The 16,519-nt window shown below is 49.9% G+C and carries 13 protein-coding genes; 7 read left to right on the forward strand and 6 right to left on the reverse strand.

The genetic code is table 11. From position 1 onward, the window contains the following. Positions 1-311: 311 nt before the first annotated feature. The 6 genes from C9I92_RS23565 to C9I92_RS23590 all read right to left on the reverse strand — a co-directional run bounded on the left by C9I92_RS23565 (position 312) and on the right by C9I92_RS23590 (position 7,921). Positions 312-2,135 (reverse strand): extracellular solute-binding protein, encoded by a 1,824-nt coding sequence (locus tag C9I92_RS23565; RefSeq protein ID WP_047883141.1) that lies wholly within the window; start codon positions 2,133-2,135, stop codon positions 312-314. Between the two features lie 94 nt (positions 2,136-2,229). Then, positions 2,230-3,066, reverse strand: coding sequence for an ABC transporter ATP-binding protein (locus tag C9I92_RS23570; protein WP_084712411.1), 837 nt, complete (start codon positions 3,064-3,066; stop codon positions 2,230-2,232). A gap of 29 nt (positions 3,067-3,095) precedes the next feature. Continuing rightward, positions 3,096-3,962, reverse strand: coding sequence for an ABC transporter ATP-binding protein (locus C9I92_RS23575; RefSeq protein WP_084712412.1), 867 nt, complete (start codon positions 3,960-3,962; stop codon positions 3,096-3,098). Between the two features lie 11 nt (positions 3,963-3,973). Then, positions 3,974-5,809: an extracellular solute-binding protein gene (locus tag C9I92_RS23580; RefSeq protein WP_047883142.1), complete on the reverse strand. Its 1,836-nt coding sequence runs from the start codon at positions 5,807-5,809 to the stop codon at positions 3,974-3,976. A 38-nt stretch (positions 5,810-5,847) separates the two neighbouring features. Further along, positions 5,848-6,891, reverse strand: a complete 1,044-nt coding sequence (locus C9I92_RS23585; RefSeq protein ID WP_047883143.1) for an ABC transporter permease subunit — start codon at positions 6,889-6,891, stop codon at positions 5,848-5,850. Between the two features lies 1 nt (position 6,892). Beyond that, positions 6,893-7,921, reverse strand: a complete 1,029-nt coding sequence (locus tag C9I92_RS23590) for an ABC transporter permease subunit (RefSeq protein WP_047883144.1) — start codon at positions 7,919-7,921, stop codon at positions 6,893-6,895. Positions 7,922-8,738: 817 nt separating this feature from the next. Here C9I92_RS23590 and C9I92_RS23595 point away from each other — a divergent pair. The 7 genes from C9I92_RS23595 to C9I92_RS23625 all read left to right on the forward strand — a co-directional run bounded on the left by C9I92_RS23595 (position 8,739) and on the right by C9I92_RS23625 (position 16,349). Beyond that, positions 8,739-11,312, forward strand: a complete 2,574-nt coding sequence (locus tag C9I92_RS23595) for a TonB-dependent receptor plug domain-containing protein (RefSeq protein WP_047883145.1) — start codon at positions 8,739-8,741, stop codon at positions 11,310-11,312. Positions 11,313-11,381: 69 nt separating this feature from the next. Beyond that, positions 11,382-12,149, forward strand: a complete 768-nt coding sequence (locus C9I92_RS23600; protein ID WP_047883146.1) for a DUF3450 domain-containing protein — start codon at positions 11,382-11,384, stop codon at positions 12,147-12,149. Further along, the gene (locus C9I92_RS23605) at positions 12,149-13,510 is read left to right on the forward strand and encodes a MotA/TolQ/ExbB proton channel family protein (protein WP_047883147.1); all 1,362 of its coding nucleotides are present in this window, start codon (positions 12,149-12,151) and stop codon (positions 13,508-13,510) included. The genes C9I92_RS23600 and C9I92_RS23605 overlap by 1 nt, the downstream gene beginning before the upstream one ends. Before the next feature lie 9 nt (positions 13,511-13,519). After that, positions 13,520-14,047 carry a MotA/TolQ/ExbB proton channel family protein gene (locus C9I92_RS23610; RefSeq protein WP_047883148.1) on the forward strand — a complete coding sequence of 176 codons (528 nt, stop codon included), beginning with the start codon at positions 13,520-13,522 and terminating at the stop codon, positions 14,045-14,047. Between the two features lie 26 nt (positions 14,048-14,073). Continuing rightward, positions 14,074-14,481: an ExbD/TolR family protein gene (locus C9I92_RS23615; RefSeq protein WP_047877572.1), complete on the forward strand. Its 408-nt coding sequence runs from the start codon at positions 14,074-14,076 to the stop codon at positions 14,479-14,481. Positions 14,482-14,485: 4 nt separating this feature from the next. Continuing rightward, on the forward strand, positions 14,486-15,118 hold the full coding sequence (locus C9I92_RS23620) for an energy transducer TonB (RefSeq protein ID WP_047883149.1): 633 nt from the start codon (positions 14,486-14,488) through the stop codon (positions 15,116-15,118). Positions 15,119-15,128: 10 nt separating this feature from the next. After that, positions 15,129-16,349 carry a tetratricopeptide repeat protein gene (locus C9I92_RS23625; RefSeq protein ID WP_047883150.1) on the forward strand — a complete coding sequence of 407 codons (1,221 nt, stop codon included), beginning with the start codon at positions 15,129-15,131 and terminating at the stop codon, positions 16,347-16,349. The last annotated feature ends 170 nt before the right edge of the window (positions 16,350-16,519 follow it).

Consider the following 16,519-nt stretch of genomic DNA (forward strand, 5'->3'; position numbering starts at 1 on the left):
AACCGAAGTCATTTTGAATTGGTCACTCAGTTCATCGATAAATCTTTTTGACTATCAGTTCACGAGTGCCCACACAGATTGCATGGTCAAATTGTTAAAGAACTTTTCTTTCACGTCGCTGGCTTATTTCGCCGTAGTCCGTGTCAGTGAGGCGGGATTATAGAGACTTCCGCCACGCTGACAACCCCTAAAAACAGAAAAACTCAGAAAGCCAGCTCGTTCGATTAAAAATCAATCTACTTCAGGGCTTTTCGTATAAAAAAAGGAAGACACCACATTGGGTACCTTCCTTTGTACCGTTAGAAACAGCTTTATCTGGGCTTATATTGGTTATCCATGATAGTCACAGGTTCAAAGGCCTGTCCCTTTTTCATCGCCTTCTGTGTTTCTTTCTTCACATCAGCATCTATCCAGTACAGACCAAGATCGTATAACCCACTTATCGTCATGAGTTGCTCCATTTTCTTTTGCATCGGCTGGTCAGGGTATTTAATCCAGCGCCAGTACCCTTCCCGGGTATATGGTGCCATCACTCCTGGTACTATCACGTTTGCGTCATGGACTACCTGCTGAATCTCGCGCGACAAGGATTCTTTATCTTTGGTTGAAAAAACACTGCGGTATTTCATGATCAACTCATCGAGTTGCGGGGTACTGTAATTGGTAAAATTGTTGTTCTGCGGCTTATTCGCATTTTCACTATGGAAGTATTCCCAGTATTGTGGACGAGGTGCCGAGCCCATACTGTGGTAGGAGATTTCGTGCTTTTTCTCCAGGACATATTTGAACGCCGATGAGCCGTCGACCAGATTCAATGTCAGTTCAAGGCCCGCTGCTTTAGCCTGTTCTTTCAGATAAGCCAGTTGTGGCGTCATGACCTGATTACTGTAGGTGACGGCAAAACTCAGGCGCTGGCCCCTCGCATTCACCCGAATACCATCGGCTCCCACACGATCAAACCCCGCTTGTGTAAATGACGAGATTGCAGCCTGTGGATCATAAGGTAACGGTTTGAGGCTCTCATTAGTAAACGCTCCCAGACCGACTCCCAGCCCCTGAGGCTTACGACTAAAATCGCCTCGGAATACATTTTGGTTCAGGCCATCAATATCTAAAGCCAACGCAATCCCTTTTCGTACATTCCGATCACCCAGTTGAGGCTTGGCGGTATTCAGCCAAAAGCTACCCGCTCCGATTTCAGTCTGGTTATATCCCCAGAACTTATGAATGTACCCCTTTTGGAAAGGCGCTGAATTAGTTTTGTCATACCATAATTCCGGCCGCCCCAAAGCAAAGGCATCCAAATCGCCCTTTTCGAAGTGCTTAAAGGCAATATCCTGATCGCGAATTACACGAATCCGAATTTTCTCCGGGTTATAGCGATGCTGATAATAGCGATTGCTATACCCCCACCACTCTTTCCCGGCATGTTCCATGGTGATGGATTTGCCTTTCTTGATGTCACCGACATGATAGGCCCCGAGTGTCGGCTCAGGCTTGAAGTTATAAAGGCGGACGAAGTTATCATCAACGCCGTCCTGGTTTGCATCTTGATTTGGCTTATAGAAGTGTTCAGGCCGCGGCTTCAGACGATGACTGAAATAGAGTAAGTCTTCCTTATCCATTTCTTTGCCAAAAACAATTTCAATCGTATGGGCATCCAGAGCATTAATCTGATCAAACATTTCGGTATAAAAGATGTTATACCATGGGTCAAAAATGTCTTTGGAACGATAAAACTTCAGCATGTAGCTAAAATCTGTTGCTTTCAGCGGTACGCCGTCTGACCATTTTGCTGCCGGATTCAGCTTCATATAAATGGTTTTATTGTCGTTACCAAAAGCCCAGTGCGTGGCAATGTCTGGAATCCAGGCCAAGCTGTCCGGGTGACGTTGCAGTAATTGCGGCTGACCGTCTAACAGCCAGGTGCGAAAACGACCATTTCCATCCGGTCCAACGGTTCTGAATGTTTGCGGAAAACTGTCGATTGAAGTACGAAATGTACCGCCAAATTTGGCATCAGGGGAAGCAAACAAGGGTTCATGATTATTGGTTTGCCAGCTCACATCCGGTGGCAACGCGGCATCAGAAACCATCGGTATTAAAGACAGTGCCAACGTGATTACTTTCTTCATTTTTCGTCCTTGATAATCGTTTACCTGATCTACGTTCCATTAAGTATGGGCGAGCCAAAAACAAAGAAGCACTGCGAGGCAGTGCTTCTTGTGGTTAAGCTACTTGAGTCTTCTTTTCGGCTGGTCGCTTCTTCTTTCGATCCCTCGGGTGAGTGATCGGTATCGCGGAAAGCAGCGTCTTGGTGTAATCAGCCTGCGGATTGGCGTAAATGTCCTTCGATTCCCCCATCTCCACAATTTTGCCGAAATACATCACTGCCACCCGGTCAGAGATATGTTTAACAACCGACAGGTCATGGGAAATAAAGATAATCGCCAGATTCATTTCTTTCTGCAATTGCAACAGCAAATTGAGGATTTGAGCCTGTACCGACACGTCCAGAGCTGAAACAGACTCATCACAGATCAATAGCTTAGGTTTCAGCGCGATTGCCCGCGCAATACCAATACGCTGACGCTGGCCACCGGAGAACTCATGGGGGTAACGGTTCACCGCGTTTTCCGGCAAGCCGACTTTGACCAGTAGTTCTTTGACCCACAGCTGGCGCTCTGCCGGAGTTCCGATGTTATGGATAATATAAGGCTCTTCCAGAATCATTCCGATGGTATGACGCTGATTCAGCGACTCCATTGGATCCTGAAAAACAATCTGCAGATCTTTTCGCAGTGGCCGCATTTCTTTGGTGGAGAGTCGGGTAATGTCCTGTCCCTCAAAGATAATTTTCCCGTCTGTCGGTTCGTACAGTTTAAGAATAGTACGCCCCAGGGTACTTTTGCCGCAGCCTGATTCACCCACCAGCCCCAGGGTCTCGCCTCTTGAAACGGAAAACGACACGCCGTCCACGGCTTTCACCGTGTAACCTTTTTTGAAAATGCCTTTGCCAGAGACAAAATGCTGCTTGAGGTTTTCTATCCGTAATACTTCTGTCATAGCGTCCTCTTTCTCGACCTCAGCGATGATTACCCTTTGAACTCAGGGAATAAGGTGACATCAATCGGCTTAATTTCGATAGGCTGCTTAGGTTCATTGTCCAAGCTTGGCATCAGCCCCATCAAACGTTCGGTATAAGGGTGTTGCGGATTATCAAACAGATCAAACACATCTGCATGCTCCACCACTTTACCGCCATACATCACCGCAACATCGTCACAAATTTCCGCAACGACCCCCAAATCATGGGTGATAAAAATCATCGACATCCCGGTTTCTTCCTGGAGCTCATTCATCAATTCCAGAATGGATGCCTGAACAGTCACATCGAGCGCTGTGGTCGGTTCATCACAAATAAGTATGTCAGGTTTACAAGCCAGTGCCATCGCAATCATGACGCGCTGCCGCATACCGCCGGATAAATTGTGCGGGTACTCTTTCAGTCGCTTGTCCGGCATCGGGATTTTGACTTTCTTGAGCATCTCCAGCGAATAGGCCGTGCGAGCCTGTTTGTCTAAATCCGGGCGATGCAGCTCCAGTACTTCATTTAGCTGACGACCGACAGTATGCACCGGATTCAGGGCTGTCATCGGATCCTGAAAAATCATTGAGATCCGATCGCCACGCATCGCGTACATTTCTTCCGGCGGAAGCGTTACCAGATCCGTACCGCGGTACAGGATCTGTCCCTTCGTTACTCGGCCATAGGGCTTTGGCAACAGCCCCATGATCGACATGGAGGTCACACTCTTACCACAACCGGATTCCCCCACCAGCCCCAGCGTCCGCCCTTTTCGCACATCAAAACTGACACCATGAAGGATCTTCACTACACCGTCATCGGTAGCGAACTCCGTTTCCAGATCGCGAACACTCAGAATTACATCATCTTGCATATCAACCGACCTTACAGCTTGTAGGTATCATCAATCACGGTCACCGGATCAAACGTCTGGCCTTTATCCATTGCTGCCAGGGTTTCTTTTTTGACTTTCTCGTCAATCCAGAATGTCGCCAAATCCACAACCGAGAACATCACTTCAGTTTGCTTGGTCATCCCCGGCATCGGGTATTTCATCCAGCGCCAGTAGGCTTCACGGGTATAAGGCACCATGTATCCCGGTACAATCAGGAACTCATCCGAGACCTTCTTCAGAATATCGTGTGAAATGTCCTGCTTCTTCGCCACGTCAAATTCGGCCAGATACGCATTGATCAGCTTGTCCATTTCCGGTGACTGGTAGTTTGTATGGTTATTGGTTTGTGGCTTGGCGTTGTCAGAGTGGAGGTATTCCCAATATGCCGGAATTTCACCGCCTCCCATGGTCAGGAATGCCAGCTGATGTTTTTTCTCCAGCACGTACTTGAACGCAGAAGACCCATCAACCAGGTTCAGCGTAAACTCCAGACCAGCCTGCTTGGCCTGTTCTTTGAGGTACGCGATACGCGGGGTATTCGGCTGGTAACCGTAAGTAATACCAAAACTCAGGCGCTCACCTTTGCTGTTCATCCGGATGCCGTCAGGGCCAATCTGGGTAAAGCCAGCCTGTTCAAAGTATTTCGCTGCCAGCTCAGGATCAAACTTAGGCGCTTTCACGTCAGGCAAATCATAGCCACCGTGCCCGCTTCCCAAACCGTGTGGTTTACGGACATAATCGCCGCGCAACACATTGGAAATCATGCCATCAAAGTCAGTCGCATACGTGATCCCGGCTCGAACATTCCGGTCATTCAGCAACGGCTGCGCAGTGTTCATCCACAGGCCGCCCGCGCCTTGCACCACCTGGTTATAGCCCCAGAACTTATCGATATAACCATCTTTATAAGGCTGTGTATTGGTCTTGTCATGCCACAGGTTCGGCAAGATAACGCCAAATACGTCCAGGTTGCCCTTTTCGAAATGCTTCATCGCGATATCACTGTCGCGAATCACGGTAATACGCACTCTCTCCACATTGTAGCGGTGCTGGTAATAAGGATTGCCGTATCCCCACCAGTCCTGCCCGACATGCTTAAATGTCACGCTCTTGCCTTTCTCAACCTTGTCCATGAAGTATGGACCGGTAGTCGGCTCGCCTTTGAAATTGTAACGACGGACGAAGTTGTCATCGATTCCGTCTTTGTTGTCATCTTTCTGAGGTTTAAAGAAATGCTCAGGACGAGGTTGCAGGCCATTGCTTGGCAGGTTGATTTGCACCATCAGCTCATCATGCGATTTTTTCACGGCAGATTTTATCGCAATGGTGTACTCATCAAACTTCACCACATCTTCGATTTTCTCTGTGAAAAAGTCGTTGTACCACGGGTCGATAATGTCTTTCGAACGGTAGTATTTCAGCATGAACAGGTAATCATCCGCGGTTACCTTCTCACCGTCAGACCACTTGGCTTTTGGGTTCAGCTTGAAATAGACGGTCTGGTTGTCCTCATCAAACGCCCAGGACTCAGCCAGCTGAGGAATCCATTTACCGGTATTGGGATGGCGGGCGGCCAGTTTCGGTACCCCATCCATAAAATAATGGCGCAGGCCTGAGTTAGCATCCGGCCCCACGCTACGCAGAGTCTGCGGGAAGCTGGCCATGTAAGTACGCAACGTGCCGCCAAACTTCGCTTCTGGAGAAGCAAACAGCGGCTCGTTCATGTTCGAGATCCATTCCAGGTCGGCCGGCAAATCAGCGGCATAGGCTGAGTGTGTCAGCGCGGCCATGACCGCTAAGGCCGGAAAAGTGAACTTCATATTCATTGTTTTAATATCCTTATTCCAACAATTGCGGCAGACAATCAGACATACCGTGTGAATTTTTTCGGGTCAAACGCGGCCCGAATCGCTTCACCTATAAAGGTGACCATGACCAGTACCAGGACAATGGAGCTAACCACCGAGGTGACAATCCATGGCGAATCAAGATTAGCTTTGCCCTGCTGCAGCAACTCACCCCAGCTCGGCGTCGGCGGCATCAGCCCCAACCCTAGGTAATCCAGCGCCGTCAGGGCAGTAATATTCATCGCAATCGTGAACGGTGCCAGTGTCACAATCATAACCATAGTATTAGGCAAAATATGATTAAACAGGATCCGCGGGGTGGAAGCGCCCAGCGCTTTGGCCGCCATCACGTATTCACGGGCCGATTCCTTGTAGGTCATGGTTCGCATATACCAGGTGATCGAGAGCCAGCCGAACAGCACGTTAATCGCGACAAACAGCATGAAGGTTGGTTGAGTAATCGAGACCAGAATCATGATCACGTACAAGAAAGGCACCATTGACCACACTTCAATCAGGCGCTGAACGAACAGGTCGAACTTACCGCCGAAGAACCCCATCGCACAGCCCACCGCGGTTCCTATCGCATAAGAGATCACCATAGTCATCAGGGCAAAACCCATCGCGGTACGAAAGCCGTATACCAAACGCGCCAGGATATCGCGGCCAATCACATCGGTTCCCAGATAATGTTTATCAGCCGTGCTCGGCGGGTTAGGCGGATAATTACCAGAAAAATCCTGCTCGTACGGATTCCAAGGAACCAACGGCATAATAACGAAATTGTCGCCGCCTTCCTGGGCAAAGGTACTCTGCAACAGACGGTAGTCAGCTTCGCTGGAAGATGACTGACCGAATTCATGCCCCAGACGAACATCAGAAATGACCGGGAAACTGTATTGACCGTTATATTTCACCACCAGCGCTTTGCTGTTAATAAGCAACTCAGCAAACAGTGACAAAATTAACAGCGCAGACAAAATTAAAAATGACCAGTACCCACGTTTTATTTCTTTGAAGCGTTTTATTTTTTTCAGTGTTAAAGGATTTAGATTCAACATATCAGGCTCCAAACTTCACGCGCGGGTCCACGATGGCAACACAAATATCTGAAAGAATATTTCCGATAAGCAACATCACAGCATTAATTGCAACAATACCCATCACCACGGGATAATCGCGTTCAATAATGGATTCATAACCCAGCAGACCAATACCATCGATATTGAAAATAACTTCAATAAGGAAAGAGCCGGTCATGAAAAATAACAATGAATTACCAAAGTGGCTGGCAATAGGAATTAAACTGTTACGCAGAGCATGCTTACGAACGGCTTTACGGAAAGGTAACCCTTTAGCAATCGCGGTCCGGATATAATCCGATGACAAGTTCTCCATTAAATTATTTTTCATGGTCATGGTTAATGTGGCGAAGTCACCAATCAAATAACAGATCAACGGTAACACCGCATGCCACATCACATCTTTCGCCCGCTCGAAGAAGGTTTCATAATCGTCAAACTCGTCACCGACAAAACCGCCCATCGGGAACCATTCAAGGTGATAGCTGAATAACGTGATCAGCAAAACGCCGACCACATAACCGGGCAATGCATAACCAACGAAAATTAATATTGAAGAGCCCGAATCAAACACCGAACCGTGCTTGAGGGCTTTGTAATAACCAAGTGGGATAGAGATAAAATAGCTGATAAAAAACGTCATGCCGCCGTAAAACAATGAGACCGGCAACCGTTCAGCAATCATCTCTGAGACAGGTTCGTAGTAACGGGTGGATTCGCCGAAGTCGAGCACCATCAGTCGGCTTAACCACTCGGTATAGGCTTCGACCACAGGCTTGTCCAGGCCATAGAACGCGTTCAGCTCTGCCATCTGTTCTTCTGACAAGGCGGAGTTACCGCCAGCAGACGTCATCGCAGCACCGCCACCGTCTCCCTGAGCCTGCATATTGGCCAGCATCCGTTCAACCGGGCCGCCAGGCACAAACCGGGTGATGGCAAAGATGAGTACCGTAATACCCAGAAACGTTGGAACAACCAACGCCATACGACGTAAAAAATATGACAACATGTCTCAATCAACTCCATGTCCATTCGTCAGGATGGTAAAAGCAAAAGGCCATTACTGCTGTAATTGCCACTTCGTTGTCACCAAAAGCGAATATTCTTGTTCGTCCTGAACATTTTCACTTTATAGATGTCCTAGTTAAGACACCGATTATTTTTTGTAACATCATAATTACAGTTAAATCTGCCTACCATCAAGCACGGTTAACGATTTTGACCCAGGATTGTCACATTTTTCAAATATGGGATATCACACAAAAAAAAATGATAAAAATCCAATTTGCACGAAAATTCAACACAATATAGCAGCCTTCTGCTCCCCTTCCCCTACCATTATTATCACCCAAATATGAATATTCAGCCCCCTCCATCAAATTCCATTTTGGAATAAAAAGAGCTCACTTTCTTTTATTAAGTGGCCGGATGAGATAAATCTGATAATACCTAATTGGCATTTTACAGCATACTTTTTCACCACCTGCAAACTTAGAATATTTAACCGGTTATTTTTAGTTCTATTGGTTTATTCATCTTATTGACCACTCAATCACAACACATATGCGCACTCACGCATTTCAAATAAAAACTGACACTAACTCAGTCAATTGATTTGATCCAAATCAATTACAAAGAATAAAAAAACAAATTCACAGCAAAGCTAGTTTTTTATTCCGTTTTAAATTTTCTAACACATAAAAGTCACTGGTTTGACTTCATCTTTTTGCTTCATGTATACCTTCGGACTCGGACGTTAACAAAAAGTTAATGTTCGATTCGGTATTCAGCCGAATAACAGGAAGAAGAATAATGGAGCAGCAAGGATGAATAGAAAGACAACAGCGCTATCTGTTGCAATTAGTCTTGCGTTGGGAACCGGGTTCCTGACCTCGGCAGCACACGCTGAAGAACAACAAGTTGAACAACTTCAAAAGATGAAAGTAACGGGCTCTCGTATTTCGACTACGGACATGGAAGGTCCGTCGCCGGTTACCGTCATCACCAGCAAAGACATTGAGTCAAAAGGCTTTAACAGTGCACAGGACATTCTCGGCAGTCTGACTCAGAACACCGGTGGTACACTGTCCCAAACAGACTCATTTACCTTTACCCCTGCCGCACAGTCAGTCAACCTTCGTGGTCTGGGTGCATCACGTACCCTGATTCTGATCGACGGTCGACGTATGCCTCAGTACCCACTGGCACAAGACGGCACCTCAAACTTTCAGGATATCGGCCAGATTCCGGTTGCCGCCATTGAGCGTGTAGAAGTCATGACGGACTCCGGCTCTGCGATCTACGGTTCCGATGCTATCGGCGGTGTAGTTAACTTTATCCTGAAGAAAGATTTCGACGGCGTATCAGTGAAAGCCCGTTATGGTGATGCCACTGATGGCGATTTCCAAAACGGTCGTGTCGATATCGTTGCCGGTAAAGACTTCGAAGACAAGCGCGTGCTGTTTGTCGGCCAGTTCGCGGGTAACGAAATGCTGATGCAGCAAGACCGCAACTGGGCGGGCGATGATACTTCAAACCGCTCTCAATTTAGCGCCAGCTCTAGCTACGGAGCCAACTTCGTCGGTGAAAACGGCACACTTCTGCGCCCTGATGACTGTCAGGCAGTGGTTGGCAGCAACGGTTTGGATCGTGCTGACGGCAAATGTGGCTATAACCGCTCAGGCGACCGTGCCCTGAAACCGGAAAACAAGCAAGCTGACTTGTTGCTGCGTGGTGAAATGGACATCAACGATGGCCTGACCGCGATGGCTGAAGCCCGTTACGGTTACAAGTCAACAGACTCCACGTTCGAACCAAACCCACTATCAGTTGAAGTGGATGCCAACCACTTCCGTGGCGCCGGTGAGTACACACGACGCCTGGTCGAGTTCGGACCGCGTGAAAGTAACACTGAAGCACAGTCTTACGGCCTGACCACCGGTCTGTACGGGTCACTGAACAATGCCTACGACTGGGAAATCTACGCAAGCTACTCTGAGCAGAGAGTCAAAACAGATAACCCTGCCGTTCTCGCCACTCTGGAACAAGCCGTTCAGAACGGTGAAGTGGATCTGCTGAATACTATTCCTCAATCGGTGGTCGATAAATACTCCGGCGTATCCAAAAAAGACGCTTACTCAAAACTGATCTCGTTGAACGGCTCGTTCTCCGGTGATCTGTACGAGCTGCCTGCCGGGACTTCAGGTTTTGCCATCTACGGTGAGTGGAACCGCACCAAGTACGATGAATCTATTGATGCAATCACCGCAGCTGGCGGATTTGCCGGTCTTGGCGGTACCTCTGGCGGTGGTGACCGTGATCAGGTCGGCCTGGGTGTCGAGGTAATGGTGCCAATTTTCGAACAACTCGAAATGACAATCGCTGGCCGTTACGACCACTACTTTGATGATTCTGCAACCGGCGGTGCATTTACCCCGAAAGTCGCTCTGGCTTATCGCCCGACAGACGACCTGTTGCTGCGCGGTAGCTACGGTCTGGGCTTCCGAGCGCCGGATCTGAAGCGTCTGTTCGGTAACGCAACCCGTGGCTTTGGCTCCGGTTTTGACCCGCAACTGTGTGCCTCTGTGGGGGGGACGGGTCCGAATGCCAGCATTCCAGAGTGTGATACTCAGTACTTCGACATTTCTAACGGTCCAAACGCTGAGCTGAAAGAAGAAACCAGTACCAACATTAACCTGGGTCTGGTCTGGGAGCCGGTTGATGATCTGGGCATTACTGTTGACTGGTACCACATCGAAATGGAAGACGTGGTCACAGCACCAACCTACCAGGATGTTATCAATGCACCAGGTAAATACCCGGGCGCAGAAGTTACCCGTAATGCCGACGGCACCATTAACACTGTATCTTACGGCCCGGTAAACCAGGCAAAAGAGAAGCGTTCGGGTATCGACCTGTCTGTGGCATATGCCTACGACACCAACTCTCTGGGCTCGTTCTCGACTCGTGTGTCGCTGACCAAGATTCTGGTTGCTGAGTACCAGGAAAACAAAGGTGAAGCAGTTATTGATGAAACGGATTTCATGCCTGAGTACACCGCCACTCTGAACCTTGGTTGGACCTATGACGACTACTCTCTGAACCTGTTCGGTAAGTACCGTGATCGCATGTGTTCTGAGTATGCGAACCGTTACTACTTCGATACGTGTCAGGAAGCCAAAGATGCAGGCTACAAGGCGGAAATCGCCAGCATGACGACCTGGAACCTGACAGCATCTTACCAGTTCAACGAGAACGGCCGTGTCACGCTGGGTGCTATCAACATGTTTGATAAGACTCCGCCAGCAGATCCGCTAAGTGATACTTCGCCTTTCTACGCGAACAAGTATGACGATCCTATCGGTCGCCAGCTATACATCGAAGGTTCTTACGACTTCTAATAACAATTCAGGCGCGGGTTCAGCCCGCGCCTTTTCCCGACTGACTAACACAAATACAAGGATGCAACTATGACGTTAAAGGACTTTGGCGTAAGTGCACTCACTGCCGCCATGCTCACTATCAGTGCAGCCTCTGTGGCTGCTGACTCGGGCACTGTCATTGCGACCCAAGCCAAAACTGACCAATCAGCGGAAGCCTCTCAGGTCCAAGTCGACAAATATGCTGACAGTACTGAGTCGATGCTTGCTGAATACAAAGGATTACTGCGTCAAATTGACAGCTTGAAGGTCTACAACGAGCAAATCGGCCGCATGGTCAATTCTCAAAAAGATGAGCTGGATTCCCTGAACCGCCAGATCGCCCAGATCGATCAGACCGCGATGGAAATCGTGCCGCTGATGCTGAAGATGGTCGACTCGCTGGATGAGTTCGTTGCCCTGGACGTTCCGTTCCAGCATGACGAACGTACCAAGCGTATTACGGAGCTGCGACAGCTTATGGATCGCGCCGATGTCACCACGTCAGAAAAATTCCGGAAAGTGATGGAAGCCTACCAGATTGAAGAAGGCTTCTCTCGCTCCATTGAATCTTACAAAGCCAGCCTGGATCGTAATGGTGAAACCGTTACTTACGACTTCCTGCGCATTGGCCGCACCGCGCTGCTTTACCAGTCTCCGGACGGTGGTGACACAGGTATGTGGAACCAGCAAACCCGCCAGTGGGAAACCCTGCCGCAAAGCTACCGTATCGCCGTCCAGCAAGGTCTGCGTATTGCGAAGAAACAGGCACCACCAGCGTTGATTAAGCTACCAGTATTTGCCGGGGAGGAAGGATAATGAACGGATTCAAAACACTGGCAGCAGCCCTGCTGGCCGGCCTGGTGATGGCATCACCGGCTCAGGCTGAATCACCGGCTTCGCTGTCTGAATTACTGAAATCAGTAAAATCTGAAAGTATTGTCGAATCAAAAGAAAACAAACAGCGTGAAGCAGAGTTTCGCGCAAACCGCGATCAACAAGCCGCACTGCTGCAAAAAGCCCGTGCCGAGCTGCAGTCAGTCACTGAACAAGGTGATCAGCTTAAAGCCACTTTTGACGAAAATGATAAAGAGCTGACCGATCTGTCAGAAACACTGCGTCAGCGCTCCGGTACGCTGGGTGAAATGTTCGGTGTCGTTCGTCAGTATGCCGGCGAATTTAAAGGGCTATTTTCCGCCTCTCAGAATGCAGTGCAATTTCCTGAGCGAGATGCAACCCTGACCAAGCTGGCCGAGAGTAAAGAACTGCCTTCGACGGAAGAGCTGGAAGCCTTCTGGCACACCATCCTGCAGCAGATCGTTGTCTCCGGTAACACCACTTCAACGCCTGCTACCGTGGTTTATGGTGAAGGTAAAGAAGACGTGCGCAACGTCACTCTGATCGGTGAGTTCAATGCTATCGCTGACGGCAAGTACGTCACCTATGTTCCGCAGACCGGTAAGTTTGAAGAGCTGTCCCGTCAGCCATCAAACACCATCATGGCAAATGTTCCAGGCTTCGAAGCCGCGTCTGGTACTTACGAACCACTGTTTATCGACCCGTCTCGCGGCGTCATCCTGTCTCTGCTGGTACAGAGCCCGACCGTTCAAGAGCGTATCGACCAGGGTGGTATCGTGGGTTACGTCATTCTGGCCATGGGTGCCGTGGGTGCACTGATTGCCCTGTTCTGCTACCTGCGCCTGACACTGATTGGCGGCAAGATGCGTAAGCAAGCTAAGTCCGACACGGTGATCAAAGGCAACCCGCTGGGCGAAATCATGGAAGCGTACCTGAGTCATAAAGGCAATAACCTGGAAGATCTGGAAGCCAAACTGGATGAAGTGATTCTGCGTAACGCACCAAGTATTGAGCGTTTCGTCGGCTCCATCAAGCTGTTCGCATCAGTGGCACCGCTGCTGGGTCTGCTGGGTACCGTAATGGGTATGATCGGCACCTTCCAGGCGATTACCCTGTTTGGTACCGGCGATCCAAAACTGATGGCCGGCGGTATCTCCGAGGCACTGGTCACCACCATGCTGGGTCTGGTTGTCGCTATCCCGCTGCTGTTCTTCTACACCCTTGTTCACAGTAAGAGCCGCCGTCTGGTGCAGACGCTGGAAGAGCAAAGTGCAGGCTTTATCGCTCGCTACCAGGAAAAACTGCACGCTGCCGACAGCTAAGGAGGCACTATGTGGTGGTTACTTGAAGAATTAGAGTCAATCAGACGCTTCCTCGGAATGGGGGGAGACGTTCTGATGGCCATCTTCGTCCTCAGCTTTATGTTATGGACTGTGCTGCTGGAACGCTGGTTCTACTATGCGGCAGTCCTGCCCCGGGCGATGAAAAAAGCCGTTGCTGAATGGTCGGCACGCCCGGATCACCAAAGCTGGAACGCCAAAATGATCCGCCAGGAAATCATCTCCCGGCAGGATATCGAAAACAAACGCGGCCTGCCGATCATCAAAGTGCTGATCGCCCTGTGTCCGCTACTGGGTCTGCTCGGCACAGTTGTCGGGATGATCCAGGTCTTCGATATTTTGGCTGTGATCGGAACAGGAAGCCCCCGAGCCATGGCATCGGGGATCTCAAAGGCAACAATCCCAACGCTGGCCGGGATGGTGGCATCCCTATCGGGGCTGTTTTTCAGCTCGCGACTGGACCATCTGGCCAAAGTCTCCACGCAGAAGCTGGAAGACAAGTTGAAACATATTGCCTGAGTAAACGGAATTTAGAGGTATAGGTCATGAAAAGACGCTACAGCAGCGACAGCAGCGACGAAGCAGCTATCGATATGACCCCGATGCTAGACATCGTATTTATCATGCTGATCTTCTTCATTGTTACGACGTCGTTTGTCAAAGAAGCGGGTATCGACGTTAACCGTCCGAGCGCCAACACGGCTCAGACGGTCAAGAAAGGCAACATCATGGTTGCCGTTGGCGCCGCCGGTGATGTGTGGGTCGACAAACGTCGTGTTGAAGTGGATGCCGTTCGTGCAAATATCGAACGTCTGCGTGCGGAGAGCCCGGATGGTGCCGTGGTGATTCAGGCGGATGAAGAAGCGAAGTCCGGTGTTGTCGTGAAGGTCATGGACCAGATCCGTATGGCTGGTGTTCAGAGCATCTCCATCGCCGCAACCAATAAGGATTAAGCCTATGCGGTATCTGGCCTCAATAGCACTGGCGCTCGTTGTCTCCCTGGCTTTGTTCTGGGGGATGGACAAGCTGGTAAACAAAGAGCGCCACGAACTGGCGTCGAATGATGACCTCCGCATGGTGGACTTCATTCGCGTCAAACCGGAAGAAAAAGTACAGGAGAAAAAACGCGAGCTGCCTAAGCCGCCGCCACCGAAACGGCCGCCACCGCCACCTGAAATGAAAGTGGCATCGACAGTCAAACCGGTGATGGAGCAGATCCCGATGGACATGCCCAAACTGGATCTGCCTGTCAACGTGACCGGCGGTTCCGTGCTTGGCCATTACGGTCAGGGCGGCGGGGCTCAGATGGCAGGTAGCGGAGGCCCGGTTCCTTTGGCCACGTTCCAGCCACAAATGCCTCGTAAAGCGGCTAAGGCTGGGCTTGAGCGCGGGGTGGTACTGCTGGAGTTTACGGTTAACGCTCGGGGTGGAGTGGAAGACGTCAAGGTGCTGAAAGAAGACCCTCGTCGTCTCGGTCTGGGGAAAGCGGCAGTTCATACGGTTTCCAAATGGACCTTCAAACCTAAGCAAGTTGACGGAAAACCTGTCAGTGCCCGCTTAGCTCAGGAAATCGAGTTCTCTGTTAACTAAGGAGTCAACAATGCCAAAATATTATCAACACCTGCTGGCTTCGCTGATTCTGGTAACCGGTGCCCTTGCGGCACCGGCTATGGCCGCAGAGAGCCCGGAGCTCAGTGATCGCACTTTCCGAACGGTCAATAAAGTACAGGAACTGATTGCTACGGAACGTTACAGTGAGGCTATCGAAAAACTGAACGGCGCACTGGAAGGCACGAATTCGCGTAAATACGATCGTGCTGTGCTGCTTCAGCAGATGGGCTTTCTGTACTCGCTGAAGGATAACTATCCCAAAGCCGCCAAGTACTTCTCCGACGCCCTGAAGATGGATGCGCTGCCGGTACCGGTCGCACAACAAGTTCGTTACAGCCTCGCACAGCTGTATCTGGCCGAGGAAAAGCACAAGCAGTCAGTCCAGACCATGAAAGAGTGGTTTGATGTTGCCAAGACAACCGGTGAAAAACCACAGGCACATGCTTACATCACCCTGGCCAGTGCTTATGTTCAGCTGGAAGATTATCGCAATGCGATTCCGCCGACGAAGCAAGCCATCGCGATGAGCAAAACGCCCAGTGAGTCCTGGTATCTGCTACTGATGGCCTCTCATTATGAATTGGGCCAGCTGAAAAGTGTGGCGGAAGTCCTGAGAACCCTGACGACGAAGTATCCAGCCAAGAAACAGTACTGGATGCAGCTGTCCGGGGTGTACATGGAACTGAACCAAGAGCGTAACTCTTTGGCAACACTGGAAATGGCGTACAAAATGGGCCTGCTGGAAGATGAAAAAGAGCTGATGCGTCTGGTCAACTTCCTGGCCTACCGTGGTATTCCATACCGGGCTGCCAAACTGCTTGAAACGGAAATGGCCAAAGGCAGAATCGCCAACACGCAGGATAATCTGGAACGACTGGGCAGCTTCTGGCATCAGGCCAAAGAGTTGGACGAAGCCATTGTGGCTTATCGTAAAGCCTATGACTTTAAGCCAACGGCGAAAAACCAGCTGATGATTGTACGTCTGATGCTTCAGGCTAAACAGTTTAAGCAAGCAACGCAGTTTACCCAGAATGCGGCAGGCAATGCCTCTGGCAATGATCGTGCTGAGCTGGCCTACCTGCAAGGCATGGCATATTTCGAGCTGAACCAGCCGGGTAATGCCCTGCAAGCCATGAAAACTGCAGCGCAGTCTCAGGAAATGAAAGCCATGGCCAGTCCGTGGATTGCCTTCCTGCAAGAGCAAAGCTGATATTCATACTTTTACTTTTTGCCCGTCTCGCTCGGGGCGGGCTTACCCACTCTAACCTGTGATCTATGTGTGAGTCAGTCACACGGTTTTGGGAAGCATCCGCTTCCCTTTTTTTCTCTCCGCGCGGTTGATGTCACGACCGGACAGCCCCACCAAGCCGTTTCATCTTT

It is taken from the genome of Photobacterium ganghwense (genome assembly GCF_003025595.1).
In the GTDB taxonomy this organism is placed as follows: Bacteria; Pseudomonadota; Gammaproteobacteria; order Enterobacterales; family Vibrionaceae; genus Photobacterium; species Photobacterium ganghwense.

Excerpts from the sequence above, each read along its gene's own strand:
- C9I92_RS23565 (WP_047883141.1), bottom strand. The coding sequence starts at position 2,135 with ATGAAGAAAGTAATCACGTTGGCACTGTCTTTAATACCGATGGTTTCT.
- C9I92_RS23570 (WP_084712411.1), bottom strand. The coding sequence starts at position 3,066 with ATGACAGAAGTATTACGGATAGAAAACCTCAAGCAGCATTTTGTCTCT.
- C9I92_RS23575 (WP_084712412.1), bottom strand. The coding sequence starts at position 3,962 with ATGCAAGATGATGTAATTCTGAGTGTTCGCGATCTGGAAACGGAGTTC.
- C9I92_RS23580 (WP_047883142.1), bottom strand. The coding sequence starts at position 5,809 with ATGAATATGAAGTTCACTTTTCCGGCCTTAGCGGTCATGGCCGCGCTG.
- C9I92_RS23585 (WP_047883143.1), bottom strand. The coding sequence starts at position 6,891 with ATGTTGAATCTAAATCCTTTAACACTGAAAAAAATAAAACGCTTCAAA.
- C9I92_RS23590 (WP_047883144.1), bottom strand. The coding sequence starts at position 7,921 with ATGTTGTCATATTTTTTACGTCGTATGGCGTTGGTTGTTCCAACGTTT.
- C9I92_RS23595 (WP_047883145.1), top strand. The coding sequence starts at position 8,739 with ATGAATAGAAAGACAACAGCGCTATCTGTTGCAATTAGTCTTGCGTTG.
- C9I92_RS23600 (WP_047883146.1), top strand. The coding sequence starts at position 11,382 with ATGACGTTAAAGGACTTTGGCGTAAGTGCACTCACTGCCGCCATGCTC.
- C9I92_RS23605 (WP_047883147.1), top strand. The coding sequence starts at position 12,149 with ATGAACGGATTCAAAACACTGGCAGCAGCCCTGCTGGCCGGCCTGGTG.
- C9I92_RS23610 (WP_047883148.1), top strand. The coding sequence starts at position 13,520 with ATGTGGTGGTTACTTGAAGAATTAGAGTCAATCAGACGCTTCCTCGGA.
- C9I92_RS23615 (WP_047877572.1), top strand. The coding sequence starts at position 14,074 with ATGAAAAGACGCTACAGCAGCGACAGCAGCGACGAAGCAGCTATCGAT.
- C9I92_RS23620 (WP_047883149.1), top strand. The coding sequence starts at position 14,486 with ATGCGGTATCTGGCCTCAATAGCACTGGCGCTCGTTGTCTCCCTGGCT.
- C9I92_RS23625 (WP_047883150.1), top strand. The coding sequence starts at position 15,129 with ATGCCAAAATATTATCAACACCTGCTGGCTTCGCTGATTCTGGTAACC.